22 protein-coding genes are annotated in these 25,888 nt (G+C 48.8%); 6 read left to right on the top strand and 16 right to left on the bottom strand.

Features of this window, described 5'->3' with window-relative positions; all coding sequences use genetic code 11:
* Positions 1 to 851: 851 nt before the first annotated feature.
* The gene (gene fldA / locus SIB79_RS05110; RefSeq protein ID WP_063404040.1) at positions 852 to 1,376 is read left to right on the top strand and encodes a flavodoxin FldA; all 525 of its coding nucleotides are present in this window, start codon (positions 852 to 854) and stop codon (positions 1,374 to 1,376) included.
* A 451-nt stretch (positions 1,377 to 1,827) separates the two neighbouring features.
* Here fldA and SIB79_RS05105 read toward each other — a convergent pair whose 3' ends face one another.
* The 4 genes from SIB79_RS05105 to SIB79_RS05090 all read right to left on the bottom strand — a co-directional run bounded on the left by SIB79_RS05105 (position 1,828) and on the right by SIB79_RS05090 (position 6,875).
* Positions 1,828 to 3,423 carry an iron uptake porin gene (locus tag SIB79_RS05105; protein WP_063404041.1) on the bottom strand — a complete coding sequence of 532 codons (1,596 nt, stop codon included), beginning with the start codon at positions 3,421 to 3,423 and terminating at the stop codon, positions 1,828 to 1,830.
* Between the two features lie 342 nt (positions 3,424 to 3,765).
* Positions 3,766 to 4,695 (bottom strand): polyphosphate kinase 2, encoded by a 930-nt coding sequence (gene ppk2, locus SIB79_RS05100; protein ID WP_063404042.1) that lies wholly within the window; start codon positions 4,693 to 4,695, stop codon positions 3,766 to 3,768.
* Between the two features lie 132 nt (positions 4,696 to 4,827).
* The gene (locus SIB79_RS05095) at positions 4,828 to 6,150 is read right to left on the bottom strand and encodes an ATP-binding protein (protein WP_063404043.1); all 1,323 of its coding nucleotides are present in this window, start codon (positions 6,148 to 6,150) and stop codon (positions 4,828 to 4,830) included.
* Complete coding sequence (locus SIB79_RS05090; protein WP_196757633.1) at positions 6,150 to 6,875, bottom strand: response regulator; 726 nt, start codon at positions 6,873 to 6,875, stop codon at positions 6,150 to 6,152. The genes SIB79_RS05095 and SIB79_RS05090 overlap by 1 nt, the downstream gene beginning before the upstream one ends.
* 202 nt (positions 6,876 to 7,077) lie before the next feature.
* Here SIB79_RS05090 and SIB79_RS05085 point away from each other — a divergent pair, with 202 nt between their 5' ends.
* Positions 7,078 to 7,542, top strand: coding sequence for an EF-hand domain-containing protein (locus SIB79_RS05085; RefSeq protein ID WP_063404139.1), 465 nt, complete (start codon positions 7,078 to 7,080; stop codon positions 7,540 to 7,542).
* Here the strand turns inward: SIB79_RS05085 and SIB79_RS05080 are convergent.
* From SIB79_RS05080 to SIB79_RS05070, 3 genes are all read right to left on the bottom strand, one after another.
* The gene (locus SIB79_RS05080; RefSeq protein WP_011130185.1) at positions 7,539 to 7,940 is read right to left on the bottom strand and encodes a hypothetical protein; all 402 of its coding nucleotides are present in this window, start codon (positions 7,938 to 7,940) and stop codon (positions 7,539 to 7,541) included. The two genes, SIB79_RS05085 and SIB79_RS05080, sit on opposite strands and share 4 nt — an antisense overlap.
* A gap of 130 nt (positions 7,941 to 8,070) precedes the next feature.
* On the bottom strand, positions 8,071 to 8,688 hold the full coding sequence (locus SIB79_RS05075) for a DUF4335 domain-containing protein (RefSeq protein WP_063404045.1): 618 nt from the start codon (positions 8,686 to 8,688) through the stop codon (positions 8,071 to 8,073).
* On the bottom strand, positions 8,688 to 9,287 hold the full coding sequence (locus SIB79_RS05070; protein ID WP_236072670.1) for a DUF3038 domain-containing protein: 600 nt from the start codon (positions 9,285 to 9,287) through the stop codon (positions 8,688 to 8,690). The genes SIB79_RS05075 and SIB79_RS05070 overlap by 1 nt, the downstream gene beginning before the upstream one ends.
* Here SIB79_RS05070 and SIB79_RS05065 point away from each other — a divergent pair.
* Positions 9,286 to 9,849 (top strand): adenine phosphoribosyltransferase, encoded by a 564-nt coding sequence (locus SIB79_RS05065; RefSeq protein ID WP_236072671.1) that lies wholly within the window; start codon positions 9,286 to 9,288, stop codon positions 9,847 to 9,849. The two genes, SIB79_RS05070 and SIB79_RS05065, sit on opposite strands and share 2 nt — an antisense overlap.
* Here SIB79_RS05065 and SIB79_RS05060 read toward each other — a convergent pair.
* From SIB79_RS05060 to dapB, 4 genes are all read right to left on the bottom strand, one after another.
* A complete protein-coding gene (locus SIB79_RS05060; RefSeq protein WP_011130189.1) occupies positions 9,840 to 10,052 on the bottom strand; it encodes a DUF2949 domain-containing protein in 213 nt (70 codons plus the stop codon). The two genes, SIB79_RS05065 and SIB79_RS05060, sit on opposite strands and share 10 nt — an antisense overlap.
* Before the next feature lie 21 nt (positions 10,053 to 10,073).
* A complete protein-coding gene (locus tag SIB79_RS05055; protein ID WP_155724667.1) occupies positions 10,074 to 11,264 on the bottom strand; it encodes an FAD-dependent monooxygenase in 1,191 nt (396 codons plus the stop codon).
* Positions 11,265 to 11,635: 371 nt separating this feature from the next.
* Positions 11,636 to 12,292 carry a hypothetical protein gene (locus tag SIB79_RS05050; protein ID WP_063404047.1) on the bottom strand — a complete coding sequence of 219 codons (657 nt, stop codon included), beginning with the start codon at positions 12,290 to 12,292 and terminating at the stop codon, positions 11,636 to 11,638.
* Positions 12,293 to 12,309: 17 nt separating this feature from the next.
* Positions 12,310 to 13,161: a 4-hydroxy-tetrahydrodipicolinate reductase gene (dapB, locus tag SIB79_RS05045; RefSeq protein WP_063404048.1), complete on the bottom strand. Its 852-nt coding sequence runs from the start codon at positions 13,159 to 13,161 to the stop codon at positions 12,310 to 12,312.
* A gap of 115 nt (positions 13,162 to 13,276) precedes the next feature.
* On the opposite strand from dapB, the gene SIB79_RS05040 reads away from it, so the two are divergent.
* Positions 13,277 to 17,320, top strand: a complete 4,044-nt coding sequence (locus SIB79_RS05040) for a magnesium chelatase subunit H (RefSeq protein ID WP_063404049.1) — start codon at positions 13,277 to 13,279, stop codon at positions 17,318 to 17,320.
* A gap of 23 nt (positions 17,321 to 17,343) precedes the next feature.
* Here the strand turns inward: SIB79_RS05040 and folP are convergent, their stop codons facing one another.
* From folP to SIB79_RS05025, 3 genes are read right to left on the bottom strand one after another with little or no spacing between them, the layout of a single operon-like run.
* Positions 17,344 to 18,210: a dihydropteroate synthase gene (folP, locus tag SIB79_RS05035; protein WP_155724668.1), complete on the bottom strand. Its 867-nt coding sequence runs from the start codon at positions 18,208 to 18,210 to the stop codon at positions 17,344 to 17,346.
* Positions 18,164 to 18,895: a triose-phosphate isomerase gene (tpiA, locus tag SIB79_RS05030; protein ID WP_011130195.1), complete on the bottom strand. Its 732-nt coding sequence runs from the start codon at positions 18,893 to 18,895 to the stop codon at positions 18,164 to 18,166. The genes folP and tpiA overlap by 47 nt, the downstream gene beginning before the upstream one ends.
* 33 nt (positions 18,896 to 18,928) lie before the next feature.
* Positions 18,929 to 19,126, bottom strand: coding sequence for an RNA-binding S4 domain-containing protein (locus tag SIB79_RS05025; protein ID WP_011826035.1), 198 nt, complete (start codon positions 19,124 to 19,126; stop codon positions 18,929 to 18,931).
* Between the two features lie 37 nt (positions 19,127 to 19,163).
* Between SIB79_RS05025 and SIB79_RS05020 the strand changes: the two genes are divergently transcribed.
* Positions 19,164 to 20,942 carry an ABC transporter ATP-binding protein gene (locus SIB79_RS05020; RefSeq protein WP_063404050.1) on the top strand — a complete coding sequence of 593 codons (1,779 nt, stop codon included), beginning with the start codon at positions 19,164 to 19,166 and terminating at the stop codon, positions 20,940 to 20,942.
* Between the two features lie 131 nt (positions 20,943 to 21,073).
* Positions 21,074 to 21,310, top strand: coding sequence for a DUF6447 family protein (locus tag SIB79_RS05015; protein ID WP_196757634.1), 237 nt, complete (start codon positions 21,074 to 21,076; stop codon positions 21,308 to 21,310).
* Positions 21,311 to 21,869: 559 nt separating this feature from the next.
* Here the strand turns inward: SIB79_RS05015 and SIB79_RS05010 are convergent.
* A complete protein-coding gene (locus SIB79_RS05010; protein WP_063404052.1) occupies positions 21,870 to 22,544 on the bottom strand; it encodes a DUF3386 domain-containing protein in 675 nt (224 codons plus the stop codon).
* A gap of 35 nt (positions 22,545 to 22,579) precedes the next feature.
* Positions 22,580 to 25,888 carry a carbamoyl-phosphate synthase large subunit gene (gene carB, locus SIB79_RS05005; RefSeq protein WP_063404143.1) on the bottom strand — a complete coding sequence of 1,103 codons (3,309 nt, stop codon included), beginning with the start codon at positions 25,886 to 25,888 and terminating at the stop codon, positions 22,580 to 22,582.

Here is a 25,888-nt window from a genome sequence, read left to right as displayed (position 1 = left end):
AAATCCAGACAGTGCATCAATTCCTTCATCCAGATTGAATAATGAGGGAATGCTGCCATGATTTGAATTAATCATGAGTACGAGGATGGACAACCCAGAACGCCCTGTATGGATGAACTGGGCATTCCTAGGTATATTTCTTTGGACCAGCTGGCAGTTAGCCGGATTTTGGATGGAACGCCTCAACGGATAAGCCATCAGCTGAGTTAAAGCACAAAGGTATAAAGATTGCTGCCTATAGAGCAAAGCTCAAAAGAATCCTTTAACAATAATCCCCACAACCAATGATAAGTCTGATTTCTTTAACCATGAGACATGAATCGAATAAGATCAATACAAGCTTTAATTAATTTAAGTCATTAGAAATTAAATAAACCAAGCGATAGTGAATAAAAACTTTCAGCAGAGGTTTGTAATATAAACAAGATGATCATTAATCTAAGAATAAATAGAAAGGCGTAACAACATATACTGCAGAAGAGGCAAAATCATGCTGAAGGTATATAGAATATGGGTTTGAAGGAACATAAATCACTCATTTGATTCAAACCCTGCAGCTCTTTAAGGGCTCATCTAGCCAGAGCCTCATTCAATTAAAAAACCTGTCTAATGAGTCAGTTTCTTAAAGAGACAAGATTGGACAAATCATTGCCTGGTCTAAACCTAAGTTTCATGAAAAACCACATTACCTTCATTTATAAAATGCAAGCAACAGAGCTTGCTTGCAAAGGAAAATCTTAGAGCCATCTAGAACAACCAATATGTAGTATAAATAGGCACGGCATTGAGTTAATAATGAACGACATAAATAAGCCTTGCTGCATTAAGACTGGTTTGCTTTTATTAAATCCATGGCTGTCGGCATCTACTTTGCAACAACAACAGGTAAAACTGAGGATATTGCTGATCGGCTTCATCCTCTCCTCAATGGCACTAATACACCTCAGGATTTAGCTGATCTAAAGGACTTAAGCCCGCTAAACGATTTAGATGCGATTATCTGCGGTATTCCAACATGGAACACAGGTGCAGATAGTGAACGATCTGGTACAGCGTGGGATTCAATGCTTGAAGACATCTCCAAGCTAAGCCTAAGTGGTAAACAGGTAGCTATCTATGGGCTCGGAGACTCATCAACTTATACTGAAAACTTCTGTGATGCTATTGAAGAACTTCATCAGTGCTTCAAAGATGCAGGCGCTACAATGGTGGGATATGTCTCAAAGGATGGTTATACATTTGAAGATTCAAAGAGTTTAATAGGGGACAAGTTCTGTGGTCTACCCCTCGATGAAGACAGCGAATCAGATATGACGGATGATCGACTGATGTCATGGGCAATTCAGCTTAAGCAAGAGATACCTGCGTTAAATTAATGATACTTACAAGATATCTCTATTTAACAAGAGATCACAATTGCAAAGAACTCATCCACTCTTTTTTTCACATCTCATTGCTCGATTAATAGCCTGGTATTAATCGATGAAGAGAGAAGATATTTCATCGCCACAATAAAGATACATGAATCAGACAAGTTTTATTCATGTATCTTTATTCAGAGATCAGCAGATCCTTTGTGAGCTCAATCAGGCCTTCTAGTTTCTTAAAGCGACTAGTAGGATACTTTTTAGACATGATATTCGCTAGGCTCTATTACCGTGAAATGTGTAATGCCTATATTGATTAAACAAATAGTTCATCATGTAAAAATTGCAAATGCCTTTTGCGATCTACAATTACACATGAAAGAGTGTAAAAAATGCTCTGGATTATCTTCTAACACAACTTTAAAATATCAAGCTGTTGATGCAAGTCAAAGCTTGCGATCTAGAAGCTGAATGTCGTTCTCAATACACCACCAAACTGGTTGAGTGTTTCATCAGTATCCATAAGCCCTGAGGCAGGGCGACTCAGATAGAAGAGGCCTGGGGTAACAACAATGTTGTCAGTCGCCTGGAACTTATACCAAAGCTCTGAAACATAGTTTCCATCATGAGGTGTGCCACCACCTTTAAGCCTGGTTGCGAATGGTGCCTGGCCGATCGCGAAACCACCAGCGTTACCTTCAACAAACAGATCATTCCATTCGAGACCAACCATCCAGGACTGCGACTGAGAAACTTCTCTCTCGTTAACATCATGGTCATCCTCAAAGCTGGTTGAATTGATGCCCCAGCCAAGGCTAACTGAAGGGATCCAACCATTCTCTTGAGGCATCCTGTATGCAGACAATGCGAAGGAATTTGTATAGCTATCGGTTCCAGAAGTGAATCCGTAGCTATCAGCTACATCCATACTCGAGTAAAGGACAAGATCATTATTTTGAAGATAGCTATAGGTCGCAGCGACGCCCCACTGCTCATCGATATATCCGATTTGAGCAGTTCCTGTTCCAGCTGAACAATCATTAGCTATGCCACCACAAAGATCATCATTGGAATTGGGATCACCGTTACTTCCATTGGCAGCAACATAATTGACACTGATTGCCCAACCATTGTTCTCCCACCAAATGCCAGCCCCCTGACCCAGATTTTTGTTGAAAGCACCAGCTGATGCACCAGGTAATGTGACGACATCCAAAACCGTTGAAGATCCATCACTTGCATAGGCCGTTGGCCAAATTGCAAGCATGTCTTCCTGGCCAACGATTGCGCCAAGAGTTGCGGTGAAGCTCTCACCAATCGGGAATTGGTAAAAAATCTTGTCGATATACACGAGATCGGCACCAGTTTCTGACTCAGACGCAACTTCCAAGGTCGAGAGGTTTGTGGGTCCATCTCCTCCGAATACAGTCTTTCCGAAGTTACCTGCACGCAAAGTAGTAGACAGTGAGTCCTTACCTGTAAAGCTCGTGTTCAGCACAAGCTCAAGGTCATAGTTGAAGCTGGTTGCACCCCACTCTTTGTTATAGATTTCTCTTACGTCGTCAAGTGAGCCAGCAAAGCTATTTGCACCGAGAACAAAGGAAGCCTGACCAACAAGCTTGGTGGTGGTGGAGAACTGAGTGGCTTCGAGTTCACCAACGCGGGCTTCTAGGCCATCAACACGGCCCTTGAGGATGGCGAGCTCCTGCTCGAATTCGTTGAGAAGACGACGCAGTTCGTCGGTGACTTCAGTAATGCGATCGAGGCAGGCATTCAATAGAGCAGCCGCTTCAAAGCGGGTCATTGCTCTGTTGCCCAGGTAGCTACCACTTGGATAGCCAGCTACACAGCCGTAACGCTCAATCAGGTTGCTCAGAGCCTGATAAGCCCAGTCGGTTGGGTAAACATCTTGGAATTGGGAGATGCTGGTGACCTGCTCGCTGGAGGCCGAATAATCGGACACACCTTTGATATCTAGGTCTGCGGCATTAGCAGCCATAGGGGCCATCAGGCCCAAGGCAGCAGGTGCCACCAGCAATTGCTGGAAGAGTTTCATTTGGTTCCTCACACAGATAGGGGAGAAAGGCGGATGATAATGATCTGTTATTAGCATTAGCCTTTGAAAGACTATTAGTGCCTATACAGACAGAAATTGCGATATTATCATGATCAAGCATCGAATTCTGCATCTAAAACTTGACATGCAACTGAAGGCGCTCTAATCAATGAATCTCTAAGAAGAGCTGGCTTAATTATTGGTTTGACTTGAAAGCTAGCCTTGTAATAATAAAACTATCGACACATAGGCAACGCCATCAAATTCTGCAAAATAGTATTGAGACTGAGGAGTAGTGACTACTATGATAGAAACATTATTAAGGGGAGGAGTCCAATAAGATCAATCATAAGGATAGGCATTGGGTACAAAAAACTGCTCATTAATTTGTGGGCGCTCATATTCACCCTGTTCAGGCCTAGCTGGAAGTTTGATGGCCGGCGGTGTCATGTCTTCCCAGGGGACCTTGCTGAGCAAATGCCTAATACAATTTAGACGAGCTCTACGTTTATCATCAGCCTCTACGGTGAACCATGGAGCTTCAGGAATATTGGTGTGAGTTAACATCACATCCTTTGCTTTGGAAAATTCAACCCAACGATTACGAGCTTCAAGATCCATCTCGCTAAGCTTCCAACGACGCGTAAAGTCGTTAATCCTTGACTGGAATCTGGCCTCCTGTTGTACGTCACTAACTGAAAACCAATACTTGAGTAAAAGAATGCCACTTTGTACGAGCATCCTTTCAAATTGGGGACAAGCTTGATAGAAGCGATCTAGCTCATCTTGTGTACAAAAACCCATGACCCGTTCCACTCCAGCGCGGTTATACCAACTGCGATCAAACACGACAATTTCTCCAGCGCTAGGGAAATGATCAACGTATCTCTGGAAATACCACTGAGTCTTTTGTTGATCTGATGGAGTTCCCAAGGCCACAACACGGCAACCTCGGGGATTCAAAGGTTCTGTCAATCGTTTGATCGTGCCCCCTTTACCAGCGGCATCACGGCCTTCAAACAGCACAATCATGCGAAAACCAGTGGCTTTTATCCAGTACTGCATCCTCACCAAATCAGACTGAAGCGTCTTCAATTCAGACTCATATAGCTTCTTGTTGAGACGTTGAACACTTGAATAAAGGCCATCTGAAAATGCTGATGGATGTTGGATATCTTGATCAGTAGCATCCAGACTTTCCATATCCAGTTCACTGATTTTCTCTGATGACACAGAAGCCTTCTTCTGTTTCTTGTTCTTATCTTTGCCCATTTCATCTTTCTAGCAAAGCAAACTTGTATTGCCTGCTAAAGTGACAAAAAGAAAACATCAATCAAGTTTTCTCAATCCTTGAGCAATCTGACATAAACAATTGAGAATATCAACGGCGTTTTACGCCAATGACTAGTCAGGAGGATTAAAAGGCAATTGAAGCCTTACGGCAAATCGACCAGGTTGATCTTTATTGGTTCCATCAGAAGCAACAAAACTAAGTTGGCCTGCATGTCGACTAACAACATGAGCAACGATCGCCAACCCGAGGCCGCTATGCCCCTGTTCCCGGCGTGATTCATCCAAGCGTTGAAAAGGTTGTAAGGCTCGCTCCCACTGATCCATTGGCATGCCTTTCCCCTGGTCCCAAACTTCGATGTGATAGCTGTGTTCAAAGCCACGCAGCGACACAGTCACGGGGGCTAAACCGTAGGTAAATGCATTGTCGATGAGATTGACAACTGCTCGTCCCAAGGCAACAGGCCTCACCTTGGCCATAAGAGGTTGAAGATCAAGCCTCAGCAAGTCGGCAGAATGAGCAGCGCAGACTTCTGCCATCCACGCCTCTAGAGGCAACTCCACCAAGGCTTCGCTATCACCACCACCGGCAAAAAGAAGAAACTGGCCAGTAATTCGCTCAAGAGACTCTAAATCCCTTGAACATTGCTCACGATCCTTAGCACTGAGGGATGGCAAAGACAGCCGAAAACTGAGTCGAGTTATGGGGGCTCTCAGATCGTGGGCGATGCCTGCAAGCATCGTTGCCCTTTCAAGGCGGTTGGCCGATAAGCGTAAAAGCATGGCGTTGAAACGTTGTGTGAGGCGTTGAACTTCAGGAGCTCCAACTGCTGCTACAGCCTCAGGATCAATACCATCGCCAACACGAGCGAGAGCCCTTTCCAGCCCCCTCAACGGTCGATCAACCTGAAAGAGAAGAAAAAGACCACCACAAATCACCACGGCACCAACCAAAGCCAGCCCAAACATGATTGGCTCCGGTGGCCAACCAAACGCGGAACGCAGTCCAACTCGGAGCCAAACGGGCTCTAAAGGGGAAATAAGTTCAATCCAAGCTCCACGTTGCGCAGCTTCAGCCGAGAAAGGAACCAAAATTGGACAATGGGAGAGTCGTTGGCATAGCTGCCTCTGAAGCGCATCTGTTTGCCGCTGAAGAGAATGATCAAATCGGGGCGGATCTGGTGGTCGATCGATCACTGCTAGATCCAGCCCTGTTAGCTCAGAAACCAAAGCAGGGGGATACCGCTCAAGAGCTAACTCAGTAAGACGAACGTTGAGTGATAGATCACGACCAAGTTGAACGGTCTGAAGCATCTCTAACTGTCGGCCAAAGAGCACCTGCAAAACCAATAAACAAAGCGCCCAACTGCCAAGAACAACGCCACTCCAGCCCAAAGCGGTGAACACGATCGCCGACCTGCGTTGTGTCCGCGTCATCAGCGAGACCTGGGCTCACCATCAGGGACAAAAACATATCCATAGCCCCATACCGTCTGGATATAGCGAGGTCGACTGGAATCGGGTTCGACCAACCTTCTCACCCTCGAAACCTGAACATCCATGCTTCGACTATCTGTATCACAAGCTGGCCCACGTGCGAGTTCAATCAATCTTTCCCTAGAAAGAGGGCGATGAGGATGTTGTACAAAGGCAGACAACAAGCTGAATTCCCCACTCGTAATCACAACTGGAGAACCATTTTGGGTCAGGGTACGAGCAGAAAGATTCAACACATTCCCACCAAAAATCACATCGCCACCCTCGGCTAAAGGGGTGCCAGCAGGAAGCGCACAGCGCCGTCTCAAAACGGCTTCAATACGAGCAGAAAGCTCTCGTGGAAGGAATGGCTTGCCGAGGTAATCGTCTGCACCTTGCTCGAGACCGATGATCCGATCAACGGCCTCCCCCCTCGCGGTAAGCATCACAACAGGCAAATCATCCCCTGCATCACGCAAACGACGCAGAGCGGAAAGGCCATCATCACCCGGCAGCATCAAGTCAAGGACAACAAGATCAGGTCGTTGAAATTCCAACCGTGCTTCCAGTTGCTTGACATCGCTGAGACAGCGAACGTCATAACCCTGGTCAATCAGATAGGTACCCACCATCTGACGCAGTTCTGGGTCATCGTCCACAACCCAGATCATCGAGGAGCGTTCCATCACTATTGCGTGCTCTAGAAGCCACTGTTCCTCGATGGTATAGACAATCTCTATCTCTTTTTTTAAAGGGGTTGGAGCATGTCACAGCTCAAAGAGCTTTGGTCATAGTTCAGTCATCGACATTGATGGACACGATCCATAGGCTGATTGCATGACAAATCAGCCAAGGCCTCCTCTTTGCTGGCCGAAATCATTGCAGTCAATGGTTTTCAGGTTCATCACTGCAGGACTGATCAGCGCTGGAGCTCTGCTGAACCAAACCGCTGCCGAAGCACTACCAGATGGCATTGAGTATTACGGCCAGCGCATGGAAGCCATGTTCTTACGACTGGACCTCAACGGCGATGGTCGGCTGGATGCAAGCGAGGTTGGAGAAAAGACTTACCTGATAAGAAGGCTGAATAGAAAGAATTCACGAGGTTATTTAGTTTTAGAGGACTTGCGACCTCCCGGCACTCATCCAAACGGTAAACGTCTCCAACAACGTTTCAAGCAAGCTGATATCGACGGCAATGGGAAACTCAATCGCGATGAAGCTCAGTCAATCCGCTGGCTGGCCAACAACTTCAACAAACTGGATTTAAACAACGATAGAGATATAACGATGGAGGAACTTTGGATGCTGCAAAGATCGCTGGCGCCGCATCCTCATCCTCGCAAGCACTAACGACGCATCTGGCGACGGATTGGCCTTCTGGAAACCTTCTTCGGCCTACTCCATAGTTGTGTAAAAAACCTCAACATCCGCCAGCTGCCACCAAGGAGAAGGATTAGTCCAAGCATCACGAGTCCAGCCAACAAAATCACCGAACCAAGACCCAAAAGGGCCTCAAGCAGATGAGTGATACCGCGAATCAGATCAGCGATTGCTTCGCTGACAATCACCACCCCATCGAGTCGTTGAGGAATCCAGTTCAAAAAAGCTAATAAACCGATGCCGCCAACCAACATCAGCATCGATTCAACACATTGACGCCAAAGAGGAAGCACCTTTCTGGGTCGAGATCTGCGGAAAACCTGTCGTTGACGATCTGAGTTATTGAATTTTCGAAGAGGACTGCTCATGGGATAATTCAGTAGGGTGGTCCGCTTCAACAGGACACGATTAATTCGATCTTCAAGCCTGCATACCTGCCAATGGGAGGTATAAAAGTGTTTTCAATAGACCGCAATTCTGGCCTGCAAGATCTGTTCGTCAACGATCAGAACGTGATTGCAACTCTGGCGCATTAGAAGTGGCAGGGGACAGCGTTCCTTCTGGATTGCGTGGAAGAGGCAGCAACAGACCAAGACCTGCAATCAAAACCAATGCTGCGCCACCAATCAATGGAGCTCCTAAGCGTTGGCCAAGAGGGACTCGCTCAGCCAATTCCTGTCGAGGCAATGGGTAATCAATTGGCAACTCCCAGTGAACCTGCACTCGTGAGTCAAGACGAAGTTCATCCAGACAACGCACGAGATCAGCAAGCTCTGCATCATCAAGGTTAAGAGTGAGAGGAGGGACATTCGGCTGACTACTACGCAAAAGCAGTTGATGTCTGTCCCCAACAGGAGACATAACAACCACACTGGTTTCGTCACCAAAAGTTCGACTGACACCAGAAATGCGGTGGCGTGAATAGGGGAGCACAGCAGCCATCAAGGCCTGCAAATGTTCACGCTTGCCTTCTAGCTCTGGTGAACCAACCAACTGCAGCCGCCAACTCGACAGGATGCCTAGAACACCATCCCCGTGACCTGCGGAGAAATCTGGCAGCCCCTCCACCTGAAGGCGGACTGCCGTTTGGTCATAACGGAAAGAGAGGTTCAGCATCAGGGTGTCGGATCAAGCAGGCTGGCGCGCAGGCGATCGACTCCTCCATTACCAGCAGCAAGAGCAAGCGTAAGCACCAGGTCACGCTGAATAGGCTGAGATTGCTCTGGCCTCAACAGACGCTGAACAGCTCCGCGCCGAGGATTCATCCTCTCCTCGATCAGATCGCGCAGTCGCTGATCCAGCAAAGTCCAGCGCTGCAAATTGAGTTCTTCTGGTTCACGTGAAGAAAGCAGCTGATGAAGAAGGGGATAAAGACGGCTTGCCATAAAACAAAGCAGGCGAAGCAAAGCCTCAGTATCAATAGAACTGAGGTCACCTCGACGGGTAGCGCGTCTCAGTGGATTGTGACAACGTCGCTTCCAAAGCTCAACCCGGTTGGGGAACTGTTTCTGCAAACCCAACTGATTGGTTGCCCACAGCATCGCCTCACCACCATTGAGATCAAGTGATTCGACCACAAGCAAGAGAAGGTCTAGACGCTCAAGTCCTCTCCTGCCAAGAACGGTGTTGTTCTGCACGCCGCTCTGCTTTTGCTCAAAGGGTTTCTGTGGCTGAACAGTTGAAGAAGGATCTGAAGTGGTTGTTGCATTGATCATGGCTGCGATGATGCCAGGCCTAAGGCCCCTGCGTCACCACTCTTTGGATCTTCGCCACCTCATTCAAGACGTACCAGACTTTCCAAAACCTGGAATTCTCTTTCGGGACATCAGTCCCCTGCTGCGTGATCCCGATGGCTGGGATGAAGTGATGCGACAGCTAGGAGATCTCTGCACAGAACTCAAACCCGATTTAATTGTCGGAATCGAATCACGTGGATTCATTGTGGGAACAGCGTTAGCAACGAATAAGAAAATCGGCTTTGTTCCGGTTAGGAAGCCTGGCAAATTGCCTGGTGATGTTCTTGGCATCGACTATTCCCTGGAGTACGGCAGCGATAGGCTCGAGATTCATGCGGATGCTCTGCAAGATCATCCCCGTGTCTTATTGGTGGACGACCTTCTGGCGACTGGAGGAACTGCAAGAGCCACAGTCGAGTTAATCGAGAAAGCTGGTGGCGATCTGGTGGGATGTGGTTTTGTGATCGAATTAGCCGCTCTCGGCGGGCGGCAGCAACTTCCAGTTGAGATACCAGTGAAGTCACTGATTATCTACTCCTGATCATTTTCCCAATCGAGAACCTGCTGATACTGAGCCAAGCTGAGTAAACCGAAACTCCAAAGCACGACCGGCAGAGGTGCTTGCTCAAGTTCTGCCTGACGCAAGCCCAAGTTCAGAGCGTTCTCGCTAAGGCCGAGTTTCTGTTGCAAAAACTGCAGTAACTGGGGTGAGAATGAGGGCTGCGGATGGCTACTGATCACCATTTAACCAACTGCAGTAGACGATCATTCTGGCAACAATCTGATGACTGTGATCGGTCCATCTGTCATGGCCTTCAAAAGCAACTGACGCAACAACGAGAGGCGAGCCAGAAGAAACATCAGCGGCAGTCGAACCATCAGCAACAGGATGTTTCGACTGGAGAAAAAGCGCACGATCAGATCAGTAAATAAACCAACCAACACGAGATCAAAAATGCGCTTGCGGGCATAGACCTGAGGCAACTTCTCAACAGACAACTTGCCGTAATCGACATTCTTCACAAGGTTCATCAACGTGCTTACGTCACGCCAACAAAGATTCAACCCTTGTCCTCCGACAGGGTGACAGCGATGCCCCGATTCACCCACAAGGACGCCACGACCTCGCTGTAAACGAAAGGCAAAGGCGAGTTGGAGAGGGAATGCCGCAGGACGATCCAAGAGCACATCTGGCTGAAGGCCATCTGGTAACACCGCAGCAAGATGATCAAGAAAGCACGACGGAGACAGACCAGCACGTTCTTGGCATCGTCTCAAAGGACCACTCCAAACCATCTGGAAGACCTCACCTCCCATTGGCAAGACAGCTAGAGGACCTTCAGCACGAAAAAGCTCATATGCCATCAAAGGATCAGCACCCCGAAGCAGCACCTTGGCGGTTAAACACCCATTTTGATAAGGATGGTTCCAAGTGTTGATACCCCATGCCTGCCGGGTAAGAGATCTCGGACCATCAGCCGCAACAACCAAATCGTGCCCATCGAGATGATGATCATCAAACCTCCCCAAATTCAAAAGCACCTTTGGAGATGTCTGAAGACGATCAATCAGCAATTCCATTAATGGTCGATGGTCAAGAATCCAGCCGACGGCACCGTGAAGCTGATTTTGGCTTGAAAGATCATCAACCTCAAAATAGGTATGACGATTCAGCTCCTGATCATCTAGCCGCAATCTTGTAAATGGAGCGAGATGAGGAATCAGTGAGGCCCATAGATCAAGTGATTGAAGCAATCGCCTTGATGAATGCGTAAGGGCATAGGCTCTACTTCTTGCTGGCAACTCTTCAACTGTTAAGGGGTCACAGAGGGTGACGCTGTTACCTAGCCGAGCAAGAGCAAGCGCCAAAAGGGTCCCAGTGGGACCAGCGCCAAGGATCTTCACTCGTATGTCAACTGGCAAAGACCCTTTTGCTGCAGAGTGGAACCGGTTCAAGTGGTCAACCAGAAAATGAGAAAAAGATCACTAGTGATTTTGCTGCAAGTTCGCCAATAGCTGTGAATTGATCAATCATGTTCTAAAGCTCCTCAAAGCAGTTTCCCAACCATCTCCGCAAAAAGTGAAGGGCAATGCAATATCCATGAGCATGGCGAAGCCTCCACAGAGATGTTAACTGGCTGGCACCCCCCACGGTATTTCAGTGGCAAATCCTAAAAGTGTTCAATCTTAAAAGTATTGATTGATCAACCATTCTCTTGTTGAGAACCTCACAGAGGAATCGATTAATTATATAAGTCAAACGAACGATGCCATTTGCACTCCTAAGACTTTTCAAGCTAGTGGCAAGTAAAATCTCTTAGCGCGATTCAGCTGGTCTGGCGAGCTAAACGCAACTGACACAACTCCTCAAATGCAGGCCTTAGCAAAAAGGGATACTCCCCGACCCACAACCGCTGCCCTGGCAACCATGCATCAGTCAGTGCAGCGATACGGCTGAAATCCTTGCGATCGCTCAGCACAAGGCAACGAATGAGAGATCCAGCTCGGATGAACTGATGCTTCTTGGACATCGGAAAGCTCAGTTGACCCAAATATCCATCTTCATCCTCTAACTCAAGAACAATCCAAGTACGTCTGTTCTCAACAAGCTCCAACTCTCCAAGCTTGTTCGCTTGCTCATGACGGTCCAGCACTCGTTCACGGGTGAACACATTGGCTACCTCACCTTCGAAGATGGCCGCCGCCGGATAACGACGAAGGCCTGCATTGCGCTGACCCGCTTCAACGATTGGGCCCCAAAGCACATAAAGCAGAAGAGCCACTCCAACAACAAGCCAGACAGCACCCCATCGACTCGCCAGCTGACTCTGACTAATCAATAATGTGATCACTCCTCCAATGGCGGCGATCATGACCCTCTGCAGAATCTTGCGAGGGTTGCCAAGGGCCGCTGCGAATTGATTACTGGTAGCCACTGCAGGGATAAGCCTCTGAAGCTCTCCTGGACGCAAAGGGACCAACATCGACACGCAAATGAATTTCAGATGAGGCGTTCAAGGCCATAAACCAGACCTTGAAGCTGTCGCACCTTACGAACGGTTAGCAACACACCTGGCATGTAGGCCGAACGATCAATGGTGTCGTGCCGGAGTGTATAGCTCTCTCCAGGAGCTCCGAACATCACTTCCTGATGGGCAACCAATCCAGGCAGACGAAGCGAATGGAGTCTTAAGCCACTAGCTCGTAAGCCACCACGGGAACCAGTCAGCGATTCATGCTCATCAACTTCAGGCGAATTAAAACTTTTACCGAGCTCCTCCATCATCTCTGCAGTTTTTATACATGTGCCACTCGGAGCATCAGCCTTACGGTTGTGATGCAGCTCAGTCAGTTCTGCATTGTCATAAAAGCGTGCAGCCGCAGCTGCTGCCTGTTGCAGTAAGACCATGCCAACAGAGAAATTTGGAATCACAGCGCCTCCCATCGACGCTTTTGCTGCAAATTCACTGAGATCAACCAACTGCTGATGTGAGAGTCCTGTGGTGCCTATGACCGGATGAACCCCATAGGCAAACGCCGCCCTGGTGTGCTCATAAACCACTGAAGGATGTGTGAAATCAACAAGCACAGCGCCTTGTCCAGGGCCAGTCCTATGAAAAGACTGGCTGACAGAACAAAGACAAGCCTCAATGTCGGACGTCAAAGCAACATCAAGAACACCAATTCCAAGCTCCTCGCCTATCTCCACACCTTCCTTGCCTGGCGTTGTGTCGACTGCACCAACCAACTCACAATCCGAAGCGAGATGAACAGCTTTGATGACCTCAGCCCCCATGCGGCCCAGTGCGCCAGCAACCACAACAGGAATCAACTCTGAAGGGACTGAGGTCATGGGAGGGCGATCGCTGAATAAAGCCTATGGGTCGACTCATGTAACACCCAGGCAGCGAACTTCACTCTGAGCCCCAGACAACCTAGGCTTCATCGAAATACTTTGCAGTACTCCAATGTTCACGCAGGTTCGCTCAGCCGATCGCCGAGTTGCTCCTGCGGAGAACCACAGCCATCAAGCTGTCATGAAAGCGGTGTATTTGGTACTCGAACCTCAGTACCAAAGTGCGCTTTCCCAGGCCGCAAACAGCCTCAATGCACAAAATGGAGCCATTGGCGTTGAACTGAGTGGTTACCTCATCGAAGAACTGCGCGATCCAAGCAACTTTGCCGACTTCCAAGCCGATGTAGCCGAAGCCGATGTTTTTATCGCCTCGCTGATTTTCATTGAAGACCTAGCTCAGAAAGTGGTGGACGCTGTCACCCCCCATCGCGATCGGCTCAAAGCCATTGTTGTTTTCCCTTCCATGCCAGAGGTGATGCGGCTCAACAAGCTTGGCACCTTCACCATGGCCCAGCTGGGACAGAGCGATAGTGTTATCGCCAACTTCATGAAAAAGCGAAAGGAATCAAACGGTGCTGGATTCCAAGACGCAATGCTCAAACTATTAAATACACTCCCCAACGTTCTTAAATATCTGCCGGTTGATAAAGCACAAGATGCAAGAAGCTTCGTGCTCAGCTTTCAATACTGGCTAGGAGGTACGCCAGACAACCTACGCAACTTCCTATTAATGCTGGCGGATAAGTATGTCTTTCCAGCGACAGAAGGGGAAGATCGTCCAAAACTAGACATCGTGGAACCAGAGATCTTCCCAGACCTGGGCATCTGGCATCCGATGGCCCCGTCGATGTTTGAAGACCTCAAGGAGTACCTCAACTGGACGACCAGCCGCACAGATCTCTCAGAGAAAGCTCGCAAAGGCCCAATGATCGGTCTTGTCCTGCAGCGAAGCCACATCGTCACTGGTGACGATGCCCACTATGTCGCTGTCATTCAAGAGCTTGAGTTCCGTGGTGCCCGTGTCCTCCCCATTTTCTGCGGTGGGCTTGATTTCTCTAAGCCTGTCAATGCCTTCTTCTTCGACCCAGTCAACCCTGACCAACCCCTAGTCGATGGGGTGGTTTCCCTCACTGGATTTGCCCTTGTTGGTGGCCCTGCCAGACAGGATCACCCCAAGGCTATCGAATCTCTCAAGCGCCTTAGCCGCCCTTATATGGTTGCGCTCCCGCTTGTCTTCCAAACAACTCAGGAATGGGAAGTTAGTGACTTAGGCCTGCATCCAGTTCAGGTTGCACTACAAATCGCCATCCCCGAATTAGACGGAGCCATCGAGCCAATCGTGCTCTCTGGTAGGGATGATGCCACCGGCAAAGCCCACACACTTCAAGACCGGGTTGATGCGATTGCTGAACGAGCAATCCGTTGGTCATCTCTACGAATCAAGTCAAGAGCTGAGAAAAAATTAGCAATTACTATTTTTAGTTTCCCTCCAGATAAAGGAAATGTTGGCAGTGCTGCCTACCTCGATGTTTTTGGTTCCATCCATCGTGTTTTGGAGGAAATGAAGGCTCAGGGCTACGACATCCAAAACCTCCCCAAAGACTCCAAAGCACTGATGGAGGCGGTAATCAATGATCCTGAAGCACTAGAAGGAGCACCAGAACTGGCCATTGCACACCGTATGAGTGTGGCTGAGTACGAGCACCTGACACCTTATTCAGAGCGCCTTGAAGAAAACTGGGGCAAGCCGCCAGGAGAACTCAATAGTGATGGTCAAAACCTACTGATCTATGGACGTCACTTCGGCAACATCTTTGTAGGCGTTCAACCCACCTTCGGCTACGAAGGAGACCCAATGCGCTTGCTCTACTCAAGAAGCGCCAGTCCTCATCACGGCTTTGCTGCTTACTACACCTATCTCGAAAAGATCTGGAAAGCTGATGCTGTGCTCCATTTTGGCACCCACGGATCTCTCGAATTCATGCCAGGCAAGCAGATGGGCATGAGTGAAACCTGCTATCCAGATTCATTGATCGGAGGGCTGCCAAATCTTTATTACTACGCAGCAAACAATCCCTCCGAAGCAACGATTGCAAAAAGGCGTGGTTATGCCTCCACAATCAGCTACCTCACTCCTCCAGCAGAAAATGCAGGACTTTACAAAGGTCTAAAAGAGCTAGGCGAACTGGTGGGGTCCTACCAACAACTGCGTGAAGGCGGTCGTGGTGTGCAAATCGTCAATACCATCATTGAAACCGCACGCCAATGCAATCTTGATCGCGACGTAGACCTGCCAGAACAAGACGCGGCAGGACTAGATCTCGACCAACGGGATGCCGTTGTAGGCGCGGTGTATAGCCAATTGATGGAGATCGAGAGTCGCCTTCTGCCATGTGGACTTCACACGATCGGCAAACCACCCACGGCAGAAGAAGCGATAGCGACTCTGGTAAGCATCGCCGCCCTTGAACGTGAAGACGATGGTCTTCGCTCGCTTCCTGGGCTGTTAGCAGAAGCAATAGATCGCAAAATAGAAGATATTTACAAAGGAAATGATGACGGCATTCTTGCTGATGTAGAGCTCAATCGCACTATCACTGAGGCATCTCGTGTCGCCGTTAGGGCGATGGTGCAATCTCTCACGGGACGAGACGGACGCGTGAATATGAAAGATAATTCAAACTGGTATTTGGATTGGTTTTTTAATCTACTTCAGCGTTTTGGTGTAACACGCCCCAATGCATGGCTGCAAGCCTGTAGCAAAGCTGGATTCGGCAACATTGATTCCATTGAGCTTGACAAACTGTTTGCTTATTTGCGCGGTTGCCTTGAAAAGATATGCGCAGACATGGAAATGCAGAGCCTTCTGCGTGCCCTCGATGGAGAATATGTGCTTCCTGGTCCAGGTGGAGACCCAATTAGAAATCCAGGGGTTCTGCCAAGTGGCAAAAACATTCACGCTCTTGATCCACAGGCCATTCCTACCAGAGCTGCCGTTGCTGCAGCCAAAGGAGTCGTCGACAAATTAATTGAACGTCAACGCCAAGAACAAGGCGATTGGCCAGAAACAATTGCCTGTGTTCTTTGGGGTACAGATAACATCAAAACCTACGGCGAATCACTTGCACAAATTCTCTGGTTTATTGGTGTAAATCCAGTACCAGACTCTGTAGGTCGTGTTAACAAGTTAAAACTCATTCCCCTTGAAGAGCTTGGTCGACCAAGGATTGATGTGGTTGTGAACTGTTCAGGAGTATTTCGAGATCTGTTTATCAACCAAATGGCATTAATCGATCAAGGCGTCAAGATGGCAGCTGAGGCCGATGAACCACTGGATCAAAACTTCGTACGCAAACACTCCCTTGAACAAGCAAAGGTACAAGGCACAAGCCTTAGGGATGCCGCTTGCCGTGTATTTTCTAATTCAAGTGGAAGTTATAGCTCAAACGTAAATCTTGCAGTAGAGAACTCAACATGGGAAGAAGAGAATGAACTTCAAGAGATGTATCTTTCACGCAAGACATTTGCCTTTAATGCTGACAACCCAGGAGAGATGAACCAAAACAGAGAAGTATTTGAATCTGTAATGAAAACAGCAGATGTCACTTTCCAAAACCTTGATTCTGCTGAAATTTCGCTTACTGATGTCAGCCACTACTTCGACTCAGACCCCACAAATTTAATCAAGGGTCTTAGAGATGATGGCAAAGCTCCCGCGAGTTACATCGCAGATACAACAACAGCAAATGCGCAGGTCCGCTCACTGAGCGAAACGATTCGATTGGATTCCCGTACAAAGCTACTCAATCCAAAATGGTATGAAGGCATGGTCAACTCAGGCTATGAAGGCGTTCGCGAAGTCGCCAAGCGCCTGAACTTTACCCTCGGCTGGAGCGCAACTAGCGGACAGGTAGATAACTTTGTCTACGAAGAGTCAAACGAAACCTTCATCAATGATCCAGAGATGCGTAAGCGTCTCATGGAACTTAATCCACATAGTTTCCGTCGTATTGTTGGCACCTTATTAGAAGTTAATGGCAGAGGTTACTGGGAAACATCTGATGAGAATATTCAGCAATTGCAAGAGCTTTACCAGGAAATTGAAGATCGAATTGAAGGAGTAACAACGCCAGACAACCAATCGTCTGGCGAATGATTAAAAAGTAACTCAAACCCTAATTACCAGAGTCTGCTAGCCATTTGAAGGGTCTGATGGATTGGGCCCACATCATGCACTCTTACCATTGCCGCCTTCGCCTGCACACAACGGCAGGCCACGGCGGCAGTACCCCATAGACGAGCCTCTGGGTCCGGTTGGTGCAAAACATCTCCGATGAAGCGTTTCCTTGAGGGCCCAACCAAAACAGGGAAGCCTTCAGAGCAAATCCTCTCTAGATGCTTCAACAACATCAGATTTTGTTCAGTGGTTTTAGCAAAACCCAAGCCTGGGTCCCAAATCAACTGATCAGATCGAATACCAGCAGCCAAAGCTTGATCCGTTCGACGAAGTAGTCCAAGACGAACCTCTTCAATCACATCGCTATAAGTGGCGAGTTGATCCATGGATTGACTGTTGCCACGGCTATGCATCAACACATAGGGACATCCTGCTTCGGCAACAACCCTCAGCAACTCAGGGTCACGCCTGCCGCCGCTGACATCATTAATCCAATCTGCACCTGCTTGCAGAGCCGCCTCCGCCACCTCCACAAGGAATGTATCCACAGAGATCAACGCCTGCGGGTGAGCTGCACGTATTACATGAAGAGCAGGCATCATTCTGTTCAACTCCTCTTGCCAGCCAACCTCCTCGGCCTTAGGCCTCGTGCTCTGAGCACCAAGATCTAGTACATCAGCCCCTTGCTGTATAAGAAGAGTTGCCTGTGCGAGGGCACTAGCAGGCTCTAGATAATTGCCACCATCGCTAAAAGAATCGGGCGTGATATTAATCACACCCATCAGGTTCGTTCGCTGTCCCCATTCCTGAGGCCAAGGAGATTTAACTGGTTTGATAATTGGCAATGCGAGCAAAACTCTCTGGGTCAAGGGAGGCACCACCCACCAACACTCCGTCGATATCACTCATTGCCATCAACTCATCAATATTTCCTGGTTTGACCGAACCGCCGTACTGAATGATTAGTTCTGAAGCACCGACCCAACGACGAATGAGGCCACAGATACGATTCGCCTCCGATGCTTCGCACGTCTTGCCCGTGCCAATGGCCCAGATGGGCTCATAAGCAACCACAAGCTTGTCTGGATCGGTGTCTTCCAGTCCCTGTTCCACCTGTCTTCGAATAACACGCTCAGCCTCTCCTCGTTCACGCTGCTCATCACTTTCACCCACGCAGACAATCGGGATCAGACCATGCGCTTGGGCTGAACGAGCACGACGATTGATCTGTTCATCGCTCTCACTGAAGTATTTGCGTGGTTCACTATGCCCAACAATCGCGTATCGCACTTGATGCTCCAGAAGCATCGTTGGCGAAACCTCTGCGGTATAAGCACCATCATCCTCCCAATGCACATTCTGGCTTGACAATTCCAGACGAGTGCCGCCAACGGACTCTGCCATTGAGGAGATAGCGGTGAATGGTGGGGCAATCACTACATGACGGTCATTGGGAGTGGCTTCGATTAATGGCAGGAACATGGCCGTGTACTCCCGTGCCTGAGCACAGGTCATGTGCATCTTCCAGTTGCCAGCGATCACGGGTTTACGCACGCTCGGGTCCTCTGAAGTTCCGCAGGGGCTAACTTACGGCCCTGTCGAAGCATTGCCGACAAAGACCGCCTCATCTGTGCCCAATCGAACCCGGTTGCCTGAACTCAAATGGCGGCCACGCCTTGTTTCAACAGAGCCATTGACAAACACCTGCCCTGACTGGATCAGCTGTTTCGCCTCGCCTCCAGTGGCCACCCAGCCCTGCCATTTAAGAAATTGATCCAACTTCATTGAATAAGCAGAGCGTTCACGCAACTAGTGTGACTCGATGTTTTCCTCCTCCGAAGCCGGCTTCCGCAGATTGCTTCCCCTCTTACGCCCTCACCTGCGCAGGCTGATCTGGGGAGGTGTGTGCATGCTGATTTACGTAGGATGCTGGCCGCTACTGGCATGGCTTGCTGGGCAGCTGATTCCAGCGATCGGGGCAGGCAAGCTGGCCCAGGTCGTCCAAGTGATTGCCATAGCACTCACTGTTTTTCTGGTTCAAAAACTGGCTCAATTCGGACAGGACACCATGCTTGCCGGGCCAGCATTGCGAGTGAGCCAAGACCTGCGTCGTGATTTGTTTGCACAGCTGCAACAAGTCGAACTAGGGGCCCTCGAGAAACTGTCTTCAGGAGATCTGACCTATCGGCTCACTGAGGATGCCGATCGGGTGGGAGAAGTGATTTACAAAACCATTCAAGACACCACACCAAGTGCTCTGCAATTGGTAGCGGTATTTGGCTATATGGTTTTTCTTGACTGGCAACTATCACTAGCCACCCTGCTGCTAGCGCCAATGGTGGCGATCTTGGTAAGCCAGTTTGGTGCCAGAGTCATGAGAGCTGCCGAACGCAGCCAGCGTCAGGTGAGCGATCTTGCAGGGCTACTTGGTGAAGCAATCCAAGGGTTGCCTTTGGTGAGAGCTTTTGCTGCAGAACCCTGGCTTCAGAAGCGCTTTGATGCCGAAGTTGATCTTCATCGTCAAGCGCGATACCAAACCCTGCGTCTGCTCGCTCTACAGCATCCTGTCGTGGGCTTCATCGAAGCCGCTGGCATCCTCACAGTCTTGGCGATTGGTGCCGCTCGGATTCAAACCGGCGGGATGGATGGGCAAAGTTTCAGCAGCTATGTGGCTGCCTTGCTGATGCTGATCGATCCCATTAGCCACCTCACCACCAATTTCAATGAATTCCAGCAAGGCCAGGCCTCACTACGACGCCTACGAGAAATTGAACGCGAACCACAGGAACCTCCTGACATTGACCAAGCTGAACCATTGGGTCGCTTAAAAGGTGATCTAGTGCTTCGTCACGTCAGTTTTGCCTATGTCAATGAGAAACAGGTGCTACACAATCTGTCTCTAGAGGTGAAGGCTGGCCAGATCGTTGCACTCGTGGGTCCATCTGGTGCTGGAAAGAGCACTCTGTTTTCATTACTTTTACGCTTCAACACGGCCCAGCAAGGAAAGATTCTTCTAGATGGTCATGAGCTCAGCCAGGTCAAAGCCCAGGAGCTAAGACAGCAGGTGGCCTTGGTGCCGCAACGAACAACAGTCTTCTCTGGCAGCGTCGAAGAAGCCATTCTTTTCGGTCGAAGTGTGAGCCAAGAGAAGGTCAAAGAAGCAGCAATCCTTGCCAACGCTCACGATTTCATCATGTCCTTACCGGAAGGATATTCCACTCAATTGGAAGAACGCGGCACAAACCTTTCTGGTGGCCAACTGCAACGCATCGCCATTGCCAGAGCCGTGCTCGGCAATCCAGCCGTGCTGCTGTTAGATGAAGCCACTAGTGCACTAGACGCAGAAGCGGAAACAGCGATACAACTTGGACTACGTCGTGCCATGCAAGGACGAACCGTTCTAGTGATTGCCCATCGTCTGGCAACTGTTCAGGAAGCCGATCAGATTGTTGTCTTAGAACAAGGACGTATCAGTGATCGTGGCAGCCATGACGAACTAATGGCCCGTACGGGACGCTATAGAGAGCTCTGCGAACGACAGTTCATTCGTGATTTGCAGAGTGTCTCAAAGAAAGACAAAGGGATTGAACGCTTCCCATAGGATCAAGATCCTATCTTTGGTTCAATGCTAAAGGTAATGCTAATGCTCTGTTTCCCCTAACAATGGCTCCCAAATGGCCCTTAGGTAGGTCTAAAAGTACAAATGACACTCAAGAACAGAACTCAAACACAATGACTGACTCTGCAGCCAATAAATCTGACCCAGTGCTCACCTTCGAAGGCAAGCGCTACGACCTGAATGCACTACCAGATGAACTGAAGGAACTGATCCGTGGCATGCAAGTTGCTGATGCCCAACTACGCATGCACGAAGACACACTAAAAGTGCTGGCAGTAGGACGTCAGACTCTGGCAATGCAATTGAATGAAAAACTCAAAGACGTCAGCCCTCTGCCAGACGCCTCTTGAAGTGACGTTTTCAGCCTCACGTCTACCCCCATTCAAATCGATAGTTTTTGTTTATGCCAAAGAATGTTCGCTATCGCACTCACTAGTAAGCCAGTCAGGCTTAGAACAAGCATGAGCCCATAAGGGTATGAGCAACAGCCAAGACAAACCCTTGATCAGTAACAGGGATTGCAGCAGCCAAACCTGAAATAGTGCCAGTGTCATCTCCATGGCCATGGTGGCTCAATGTGGAGTCAGTAAATTCAGCAAGCTATTGATCGAGCCTCATAAAAGCTAAAGCCGAATGACCTGCATGATGAACAGCAATAGCATTGGCGTAGCAAGGGCATAAAGCCCACCCCTAATATCATCAAGCTGACTGTGAGCAAGATAAGGTTGATAATTGGTCAACCACAGAAGAAAGCTTTGCTCGAGTAAACTAAGTATAATAACATCTAAAAACAGATAGACTTAAAAGAATTAATTGGCTTTTCTAATAAAATCAATGCTGTCAGCACTGACAATCAAGCAAAGACTGCCATCTTAATCTCTAGTAAGTTAACAACCATTATCACTTATTTTAAAGCTGCTCAAGCTCTACGAACTTAAATAACTGCCGTTCAGCAGCCATTCCAGCAAAAGCATCTTTTTCCACTAACCTTTCACTCAATACCCACAAGCCATCATCAGCCAAGGGCACAAAAGTATCAGTGAACTGACTTACCCCACTGGTAGGCTCATTTGTTTTTGGGTCGTGGTATTGACTGCTATAAGTATGACTTAGGTAGCCATAACCTGTATCCGTCGTACTTTTTGTAAAAATGGTCACCACTGTTCCGTGAATATGGCGATGAACCATCGTCACCACATCATTGTTGATGCGATAACGATCACCAAGATTTTTACCTCCAACGATCACTTCTAAGCCAACATCATCGTTATCACCTGCGGTAAAAGTGTTTTCACCATGGGTCTTTTCAAAACTGCGTCGTACTCGATGTATGGCAACTTCCCATAGCTGGGAAGAGACAGCCTTAGCGATCAATTCATCTTCAATACCATCAACATGGGCCTTGAGATCTGCTCCCAACTCAAACTTCCCTTCCACAACGCGATCATCCTTGACCCAGAGACACCGACCCCGATAACCAGAAAAGACCGGATCCCAGGTGTAGCGATTCTCATAAGCCGCCTGAAATAGTTCTCGACAATCACTACCAGGAGCCAAAACAATAGGGGAAGCGTTAGCGATCACGGCAAGAATTTCAGTTGAACAAGCCTAATGGGAGATCAAACATGGATGTCTTGAAGGGCCGCTACGGATAGTGACTGTTGCTGGAGTGCCGTGATTCCCTCGACAGCAGCTCGTGCTCCAGCAATCGTCGTAAGGGTAGGCACGGAGTAATCAAGAGCTGCTCGTCGCAAATATTTGTCGTCATGAGCGGCCTGACGGCCAATAGGTGTGTTGATCACCAACTGAATCTGACCAGAGCGAATCAAATCTTCGATATTGGGACGTCCCTCATGAACCTTAAGTACTTGCTGAACATTCAATCCAGCCCGATTAAGGGCTTGAGCAGTTCCGGAGGTGGCCGTGAGATCAAAGCCAAGTTCAATCAGCCTTTCAGCGACAAGTATTAGCGCTGGCTTATCCCTGTCATGAGTAGAGAGAAAGACAGTTCCACGAATAGGGAGGGAATCACCAGCTGCAATTTCAGACTTGGCAAACGCCATGCCAAAACTGGAAGCTGAACCCATCACTTCTCCAGTGGACCGCATCTCCGGGCCAAGCACCGAATCGGCCCCAGGGAAACGACGGAATGGCAATACGGCTTCCTTGACAGACTGAAGAGGCGGTTGAGGCTCATGCGTAAGTCCAATAGCCGCCAACGTCTCTCCTGCCATGAGCCTAGTTGCGATCCTGGCCAGGGGTACTCCTGTGGCTTTAGCCACAAAAGGAACGGTACGAGAAGCACGAGGGTTGGCCTCGATGATGAACACTTGTTCATCACCCGCTTCATCCCGCTGGACAGCGAACTGCAGATTGATCAACCCCTGAACTTTGAGCGCAAGGGCCAACGCTTCACTCCAGAGACGAATCGTGCGAAGGGCTTGCTCACCAAGAGAGATGGAAGGAAGGCAGCAAGCGGAATCACCAGAATGAATTCCAGCAGGCTCAATGTGTTCCATCAAACCGCCAATCACTACAACTCCATCAGAGTCACAGAGAGCATCAACATCAACTTCCACAGCATTTTCCAGATACTGATCGATGAGCACTGGATGATCAGGTTCAACCTGAACCGCTTCAGCCATATAGCGATTCAACTCTTGTTCATCAAACACCACCTCCATGGCTCGGCCTCCTAGCACATAAGAGGGACGAACAACAACGGGATAACCAATGCGAAGTGCTACGGCTCGGGCATCTTTTTCACTGCGAGCCAAGCCATTACGAGGCTGGCGAATTTGAAGCTGCCGCAGGATCGCCTCGAACTGTTCACGATCTTCAGCCCGATCAATTGATTCTGGTGATGTACCCCATATCCGTGTGCCTGTTGACTTTCCGATCGAACTCTCTAGCCAACGAAGCAAGGGAATCGCCAACTTGAGTGGGGTCTGACCACCAAACTGAACAATGACACCATTAGGCCGTTCAGCCTCGATCACATTGAGTACATCCTCAAGAGTAAGAGGTTCGAAATAAAGTCTGTCACTGGTGTCATAGTCAGTGGAGACAGTTTCGGGATTACTGTTAACCATCACAGTGACAAATCCCTTGTCCTGCGCAGCAAATGAAGCATGGCAACAACAATAGTCAAACTCAATTCCTTGGCCAATGCGATTAGGACCGCCGCCAAGAATCATCACTTTTGCGCGGTTGTCTGTAACGACCTCAGTTTCCGGCTCAAGTTTATACAATTGGTCATCAGAATCAAGACGGTACAGGGGTCGCTCATAAGTTGAATAATGATATGGAGTAGTAGATGAAAATTCGGCAGCGCAAGTATCAACTGTCTTAAAAACAGGTTTGATATTTAACAGTTCACGATGTGCACGTACAGCGAGCTCGTCAGAACCTGTCGCCCAAGCAATCTGACGATCGGAATAGCCAAGCTGCTTCAAGCAGAGTAGAGACTCCTGATCCAATTCATCTAATGTGCGGCCATGCAGATGCGTTGTCTCAAAATTGATCATGTGGCGTAATTTGGCTAAAAACCAAATATCAATTTTGCTCAAATCGTAAATATCATGGTCACTGCGTCCGGCCAACATCGCTGTTCTCACTGCCATGATCCGCTCAGGAGAAGGCGTGCGCAACAAACGCTCAATTTCTGTAGGCGTAAATTCTGGCTCTTGACGATCACAACCCCAACCAGCCCGCCCAATTTCTAGAGAACGCATCGCTTTCTGAAAAGACTCTTCGAAACAGCGGCCGATCGCCATTGCCTCTCCCACAGACTTCATTGCCGTAGAGAGAACAGCAGGGCTGCCCTTAAACTTCTCAAATGCAAATCGTGGAATCTTCGTGACGACATAATCAATTGTGGGTTCAAAACAAGCTGGTGTCTTACCCGTGATGTCGTTGATAATTTCGTCAAGGGTATAACCAACAGCAAGACGAGCAGCAATCTTGGCAATTGGAAACCCCGTGGCCTTACTTGCCAGCGCTGATGATCGACTAACGCGCGGATTCATTTCAATAACAACCACCTCGCCATCATCTGGATTGATCGCGAACTGAATATTGCTACCCCCCGTAGCAACACCTATCTCACGAATAATGGCAATGGATTGATCTCTAAGCCTCTGATACTCACGATCGGTGAGAGTTTGCGCAGGAGCAACAGTGATTGAATCTCCTGTATGAACACCCATTGCATCGAGATTTTCAATGCTACAGACGATCACAACGTTATCCGCCAAATCACGCATCACCTCTAACTCGAACTCCTTCCAACCCAACAACGACTTTTCGATCAAGATCTGAGAAACCGGGCTGGCATCAAGACCGCTTTTGCAGATCGCTGCAAATTCTTCAGGGTTGTAAGCAATGCCACCACCACTGCCACCAAGAGTGAAGGCTGGTCGGATGATACGCGGAAAACTATTAATCACTTCACCAACCTCTTCTGCCTCCTTGAGGCTGGAAGCAATCCCTGAAGGACAAACGTTGACGCCTATATGCTCCATCGCCTGCTTAAAAAGCTGGCGATCTTCGGCCTTTCGAATTGCAGCTAGATCTGCACCGATCAACTCAACGCCAAAACGTTCGAGTGTGTGGTTTTCAGCCAATGCGACCGCCAAATTAAGAGCCGTCTGGCCGCCCATGGTTGGCAGCAACGCATCAGGGCGCTCTAACTCAATGACGCGAGTCACCACCTCGGCTGTGAGCGGCTCGATATAGGTGCGATCAGCCATCTCCGGATCCGTCATGATTGAGGCCGGATTGGAATTCACCAACACCACCTCAAAACCTTCATCCCGCAAGGCCTTACATGCTTGAGTGCCGGAATAATCAAATTCACAGGCCTGGCCAATCACGATCGGACCTGACCCCAGCAGCAGGATGCGACGCAGATCAGACCTACGGGGCAT

Origin of the sequence: Prochlorococcus sp. MIT 1342 (assembly GCF_047304495.1) — a bacterium.
Lineage (GTDB): Bacteria > Cyanobacteriota > Cyanobacteriia > PCC-6307 > Cyanobiaceae > Prochlorococcus > Prochlorococcus marinus_D.
The sequence above is the reverse complement of the archived record's forward strand: the minus strand, read 5'-3'. Positions and strand labels throughout refer to the sequence as shown.

Bases quoted from the DNA above. Each gene is read 5' to 3' on its own strand.
- fldA (WP_063404040.1), top strand. From the start codon at position 852: ATGGCTGTCGGCATCTACTTTGCAACAACAACAGGTAAAACTGAGGAT.
- SIB79_RS05105 (WP_063404041.1), bottom strand. From the start codon at position 3,423: ATGAAACTCTTCCAGCAATTGCTGGTGGCACCTGCTGCCTTGGGCCTG.
- ppk2 (WP_063404042.1), bottom strand. From the start codon at position 4,695: ATGGGCAAAGATAAGAACAAGAAACAGAAGAAGGCTTCTGTGTCATCA.
- SIB79_RS05095 (WP_063404043.1), bottom strand. From the start codon at position 6,150: ATGACGCGGACACAACGCAGGTCGGCGATCGTGTTCACCGCTTTGGGC.
- SIB79_RS05090 (WP_196757633.1), bottom strand. From the start codon at position 6,875: ATGGAACGCTCCTCGATGATCTGGGTTGTGGACGATGACCCAGAACTG.
- SIB79_RS05085 (WP_063404139.1), top strand. From the start codon at position 7,078: ATGGTTTTCAGGTTCATCACTGCAGGACTGATCAGCGCTGGAGCTCTG.
- SIB79_RS05080 (WP_011130185.1), bottom strand. From the start codon at position 7,940: ATGAGCAGTCCTCTTCGAAAATTCAATAACTCAGATCGTCAACGACAG.
- SIB79_RS05075 (WP_063404045.1), bottom strand. From the start codon at position 8,688: ATGCTGAACCTCTCTTTCCGTTATGACCAAACGGCAGTCCGCCTTCAG.
- SIB79_RS05065 (WP_236072671.1), top strand. From the start codon at position 9,286: ATGGCTGCGATGATGCCAGGCCTAAGGCCCCTGCGTCACCACTCTTTG.
- SIB79_RS05070 (WP_236072670.1), bottom strand. From the start codon at position 9,287: ATGATCAATGCAACAACCACTTCAGATCCTTCTTCAACTGTTCAGCCA.
- SIB79_RS05060 (WP_011130189.1), bottom strand. From the start codon at position 10,052: ATGGTGATCAGTAGCCATCCGCAGCCCTCATTCTCACCCCAGTTACTG.
- SIB79_RS05050 (WP_063404047.1), bottom strand. From the start codon at position 12,292: ATGTTGGTCCCTTTGCGTCCAGGAGAGCTTCAGAGGCTTATCCCTGCA.
- dapB (WP_063404048.1), bottom strand. From the start codon at position 13,161: ATGACCTCAGTCCCTTCAGAGTTGATTCCTGTTGTGGTTGCTGGCGCA.
- SIB79_RS05040 (WP_063404049.1), top strand. From the start codon at position 13,277: ATGTTCACGCAGGTTCGCTCAGCCGATCGCCGAGTTGCTCCTGCGGAG.
- SIB79_RS05025 (WP_011826035.1), bottom strand. From the start codon at position 19,126: ATGAAGTTGGATCAATTTCTTAAATGGCAGGGCTGGGTGGCCACTGGA.
- SIB79_RS05020 (WP_063404050.1), top strand. From the start codon at position 19,164: ATGTTTTCCTCCTCCGAAGCCGGCTTCCGCAGATTGCTTCCCCTCTTA.
- SIB79_RS05015 (WP_196757634.1), top strand. From the start codon at position 21,074: ATGACTGACTCTGCAGCCAATAAATCTGACCCAGTGCTCACCTTCGAA.
- carB (WP_063404143.1), bottom strand. From the start codon at position 25,888: ATGCCCCGTAGGTCTGATCTGCGTCGCATCCTGCTGCTGGGGTCAGGT.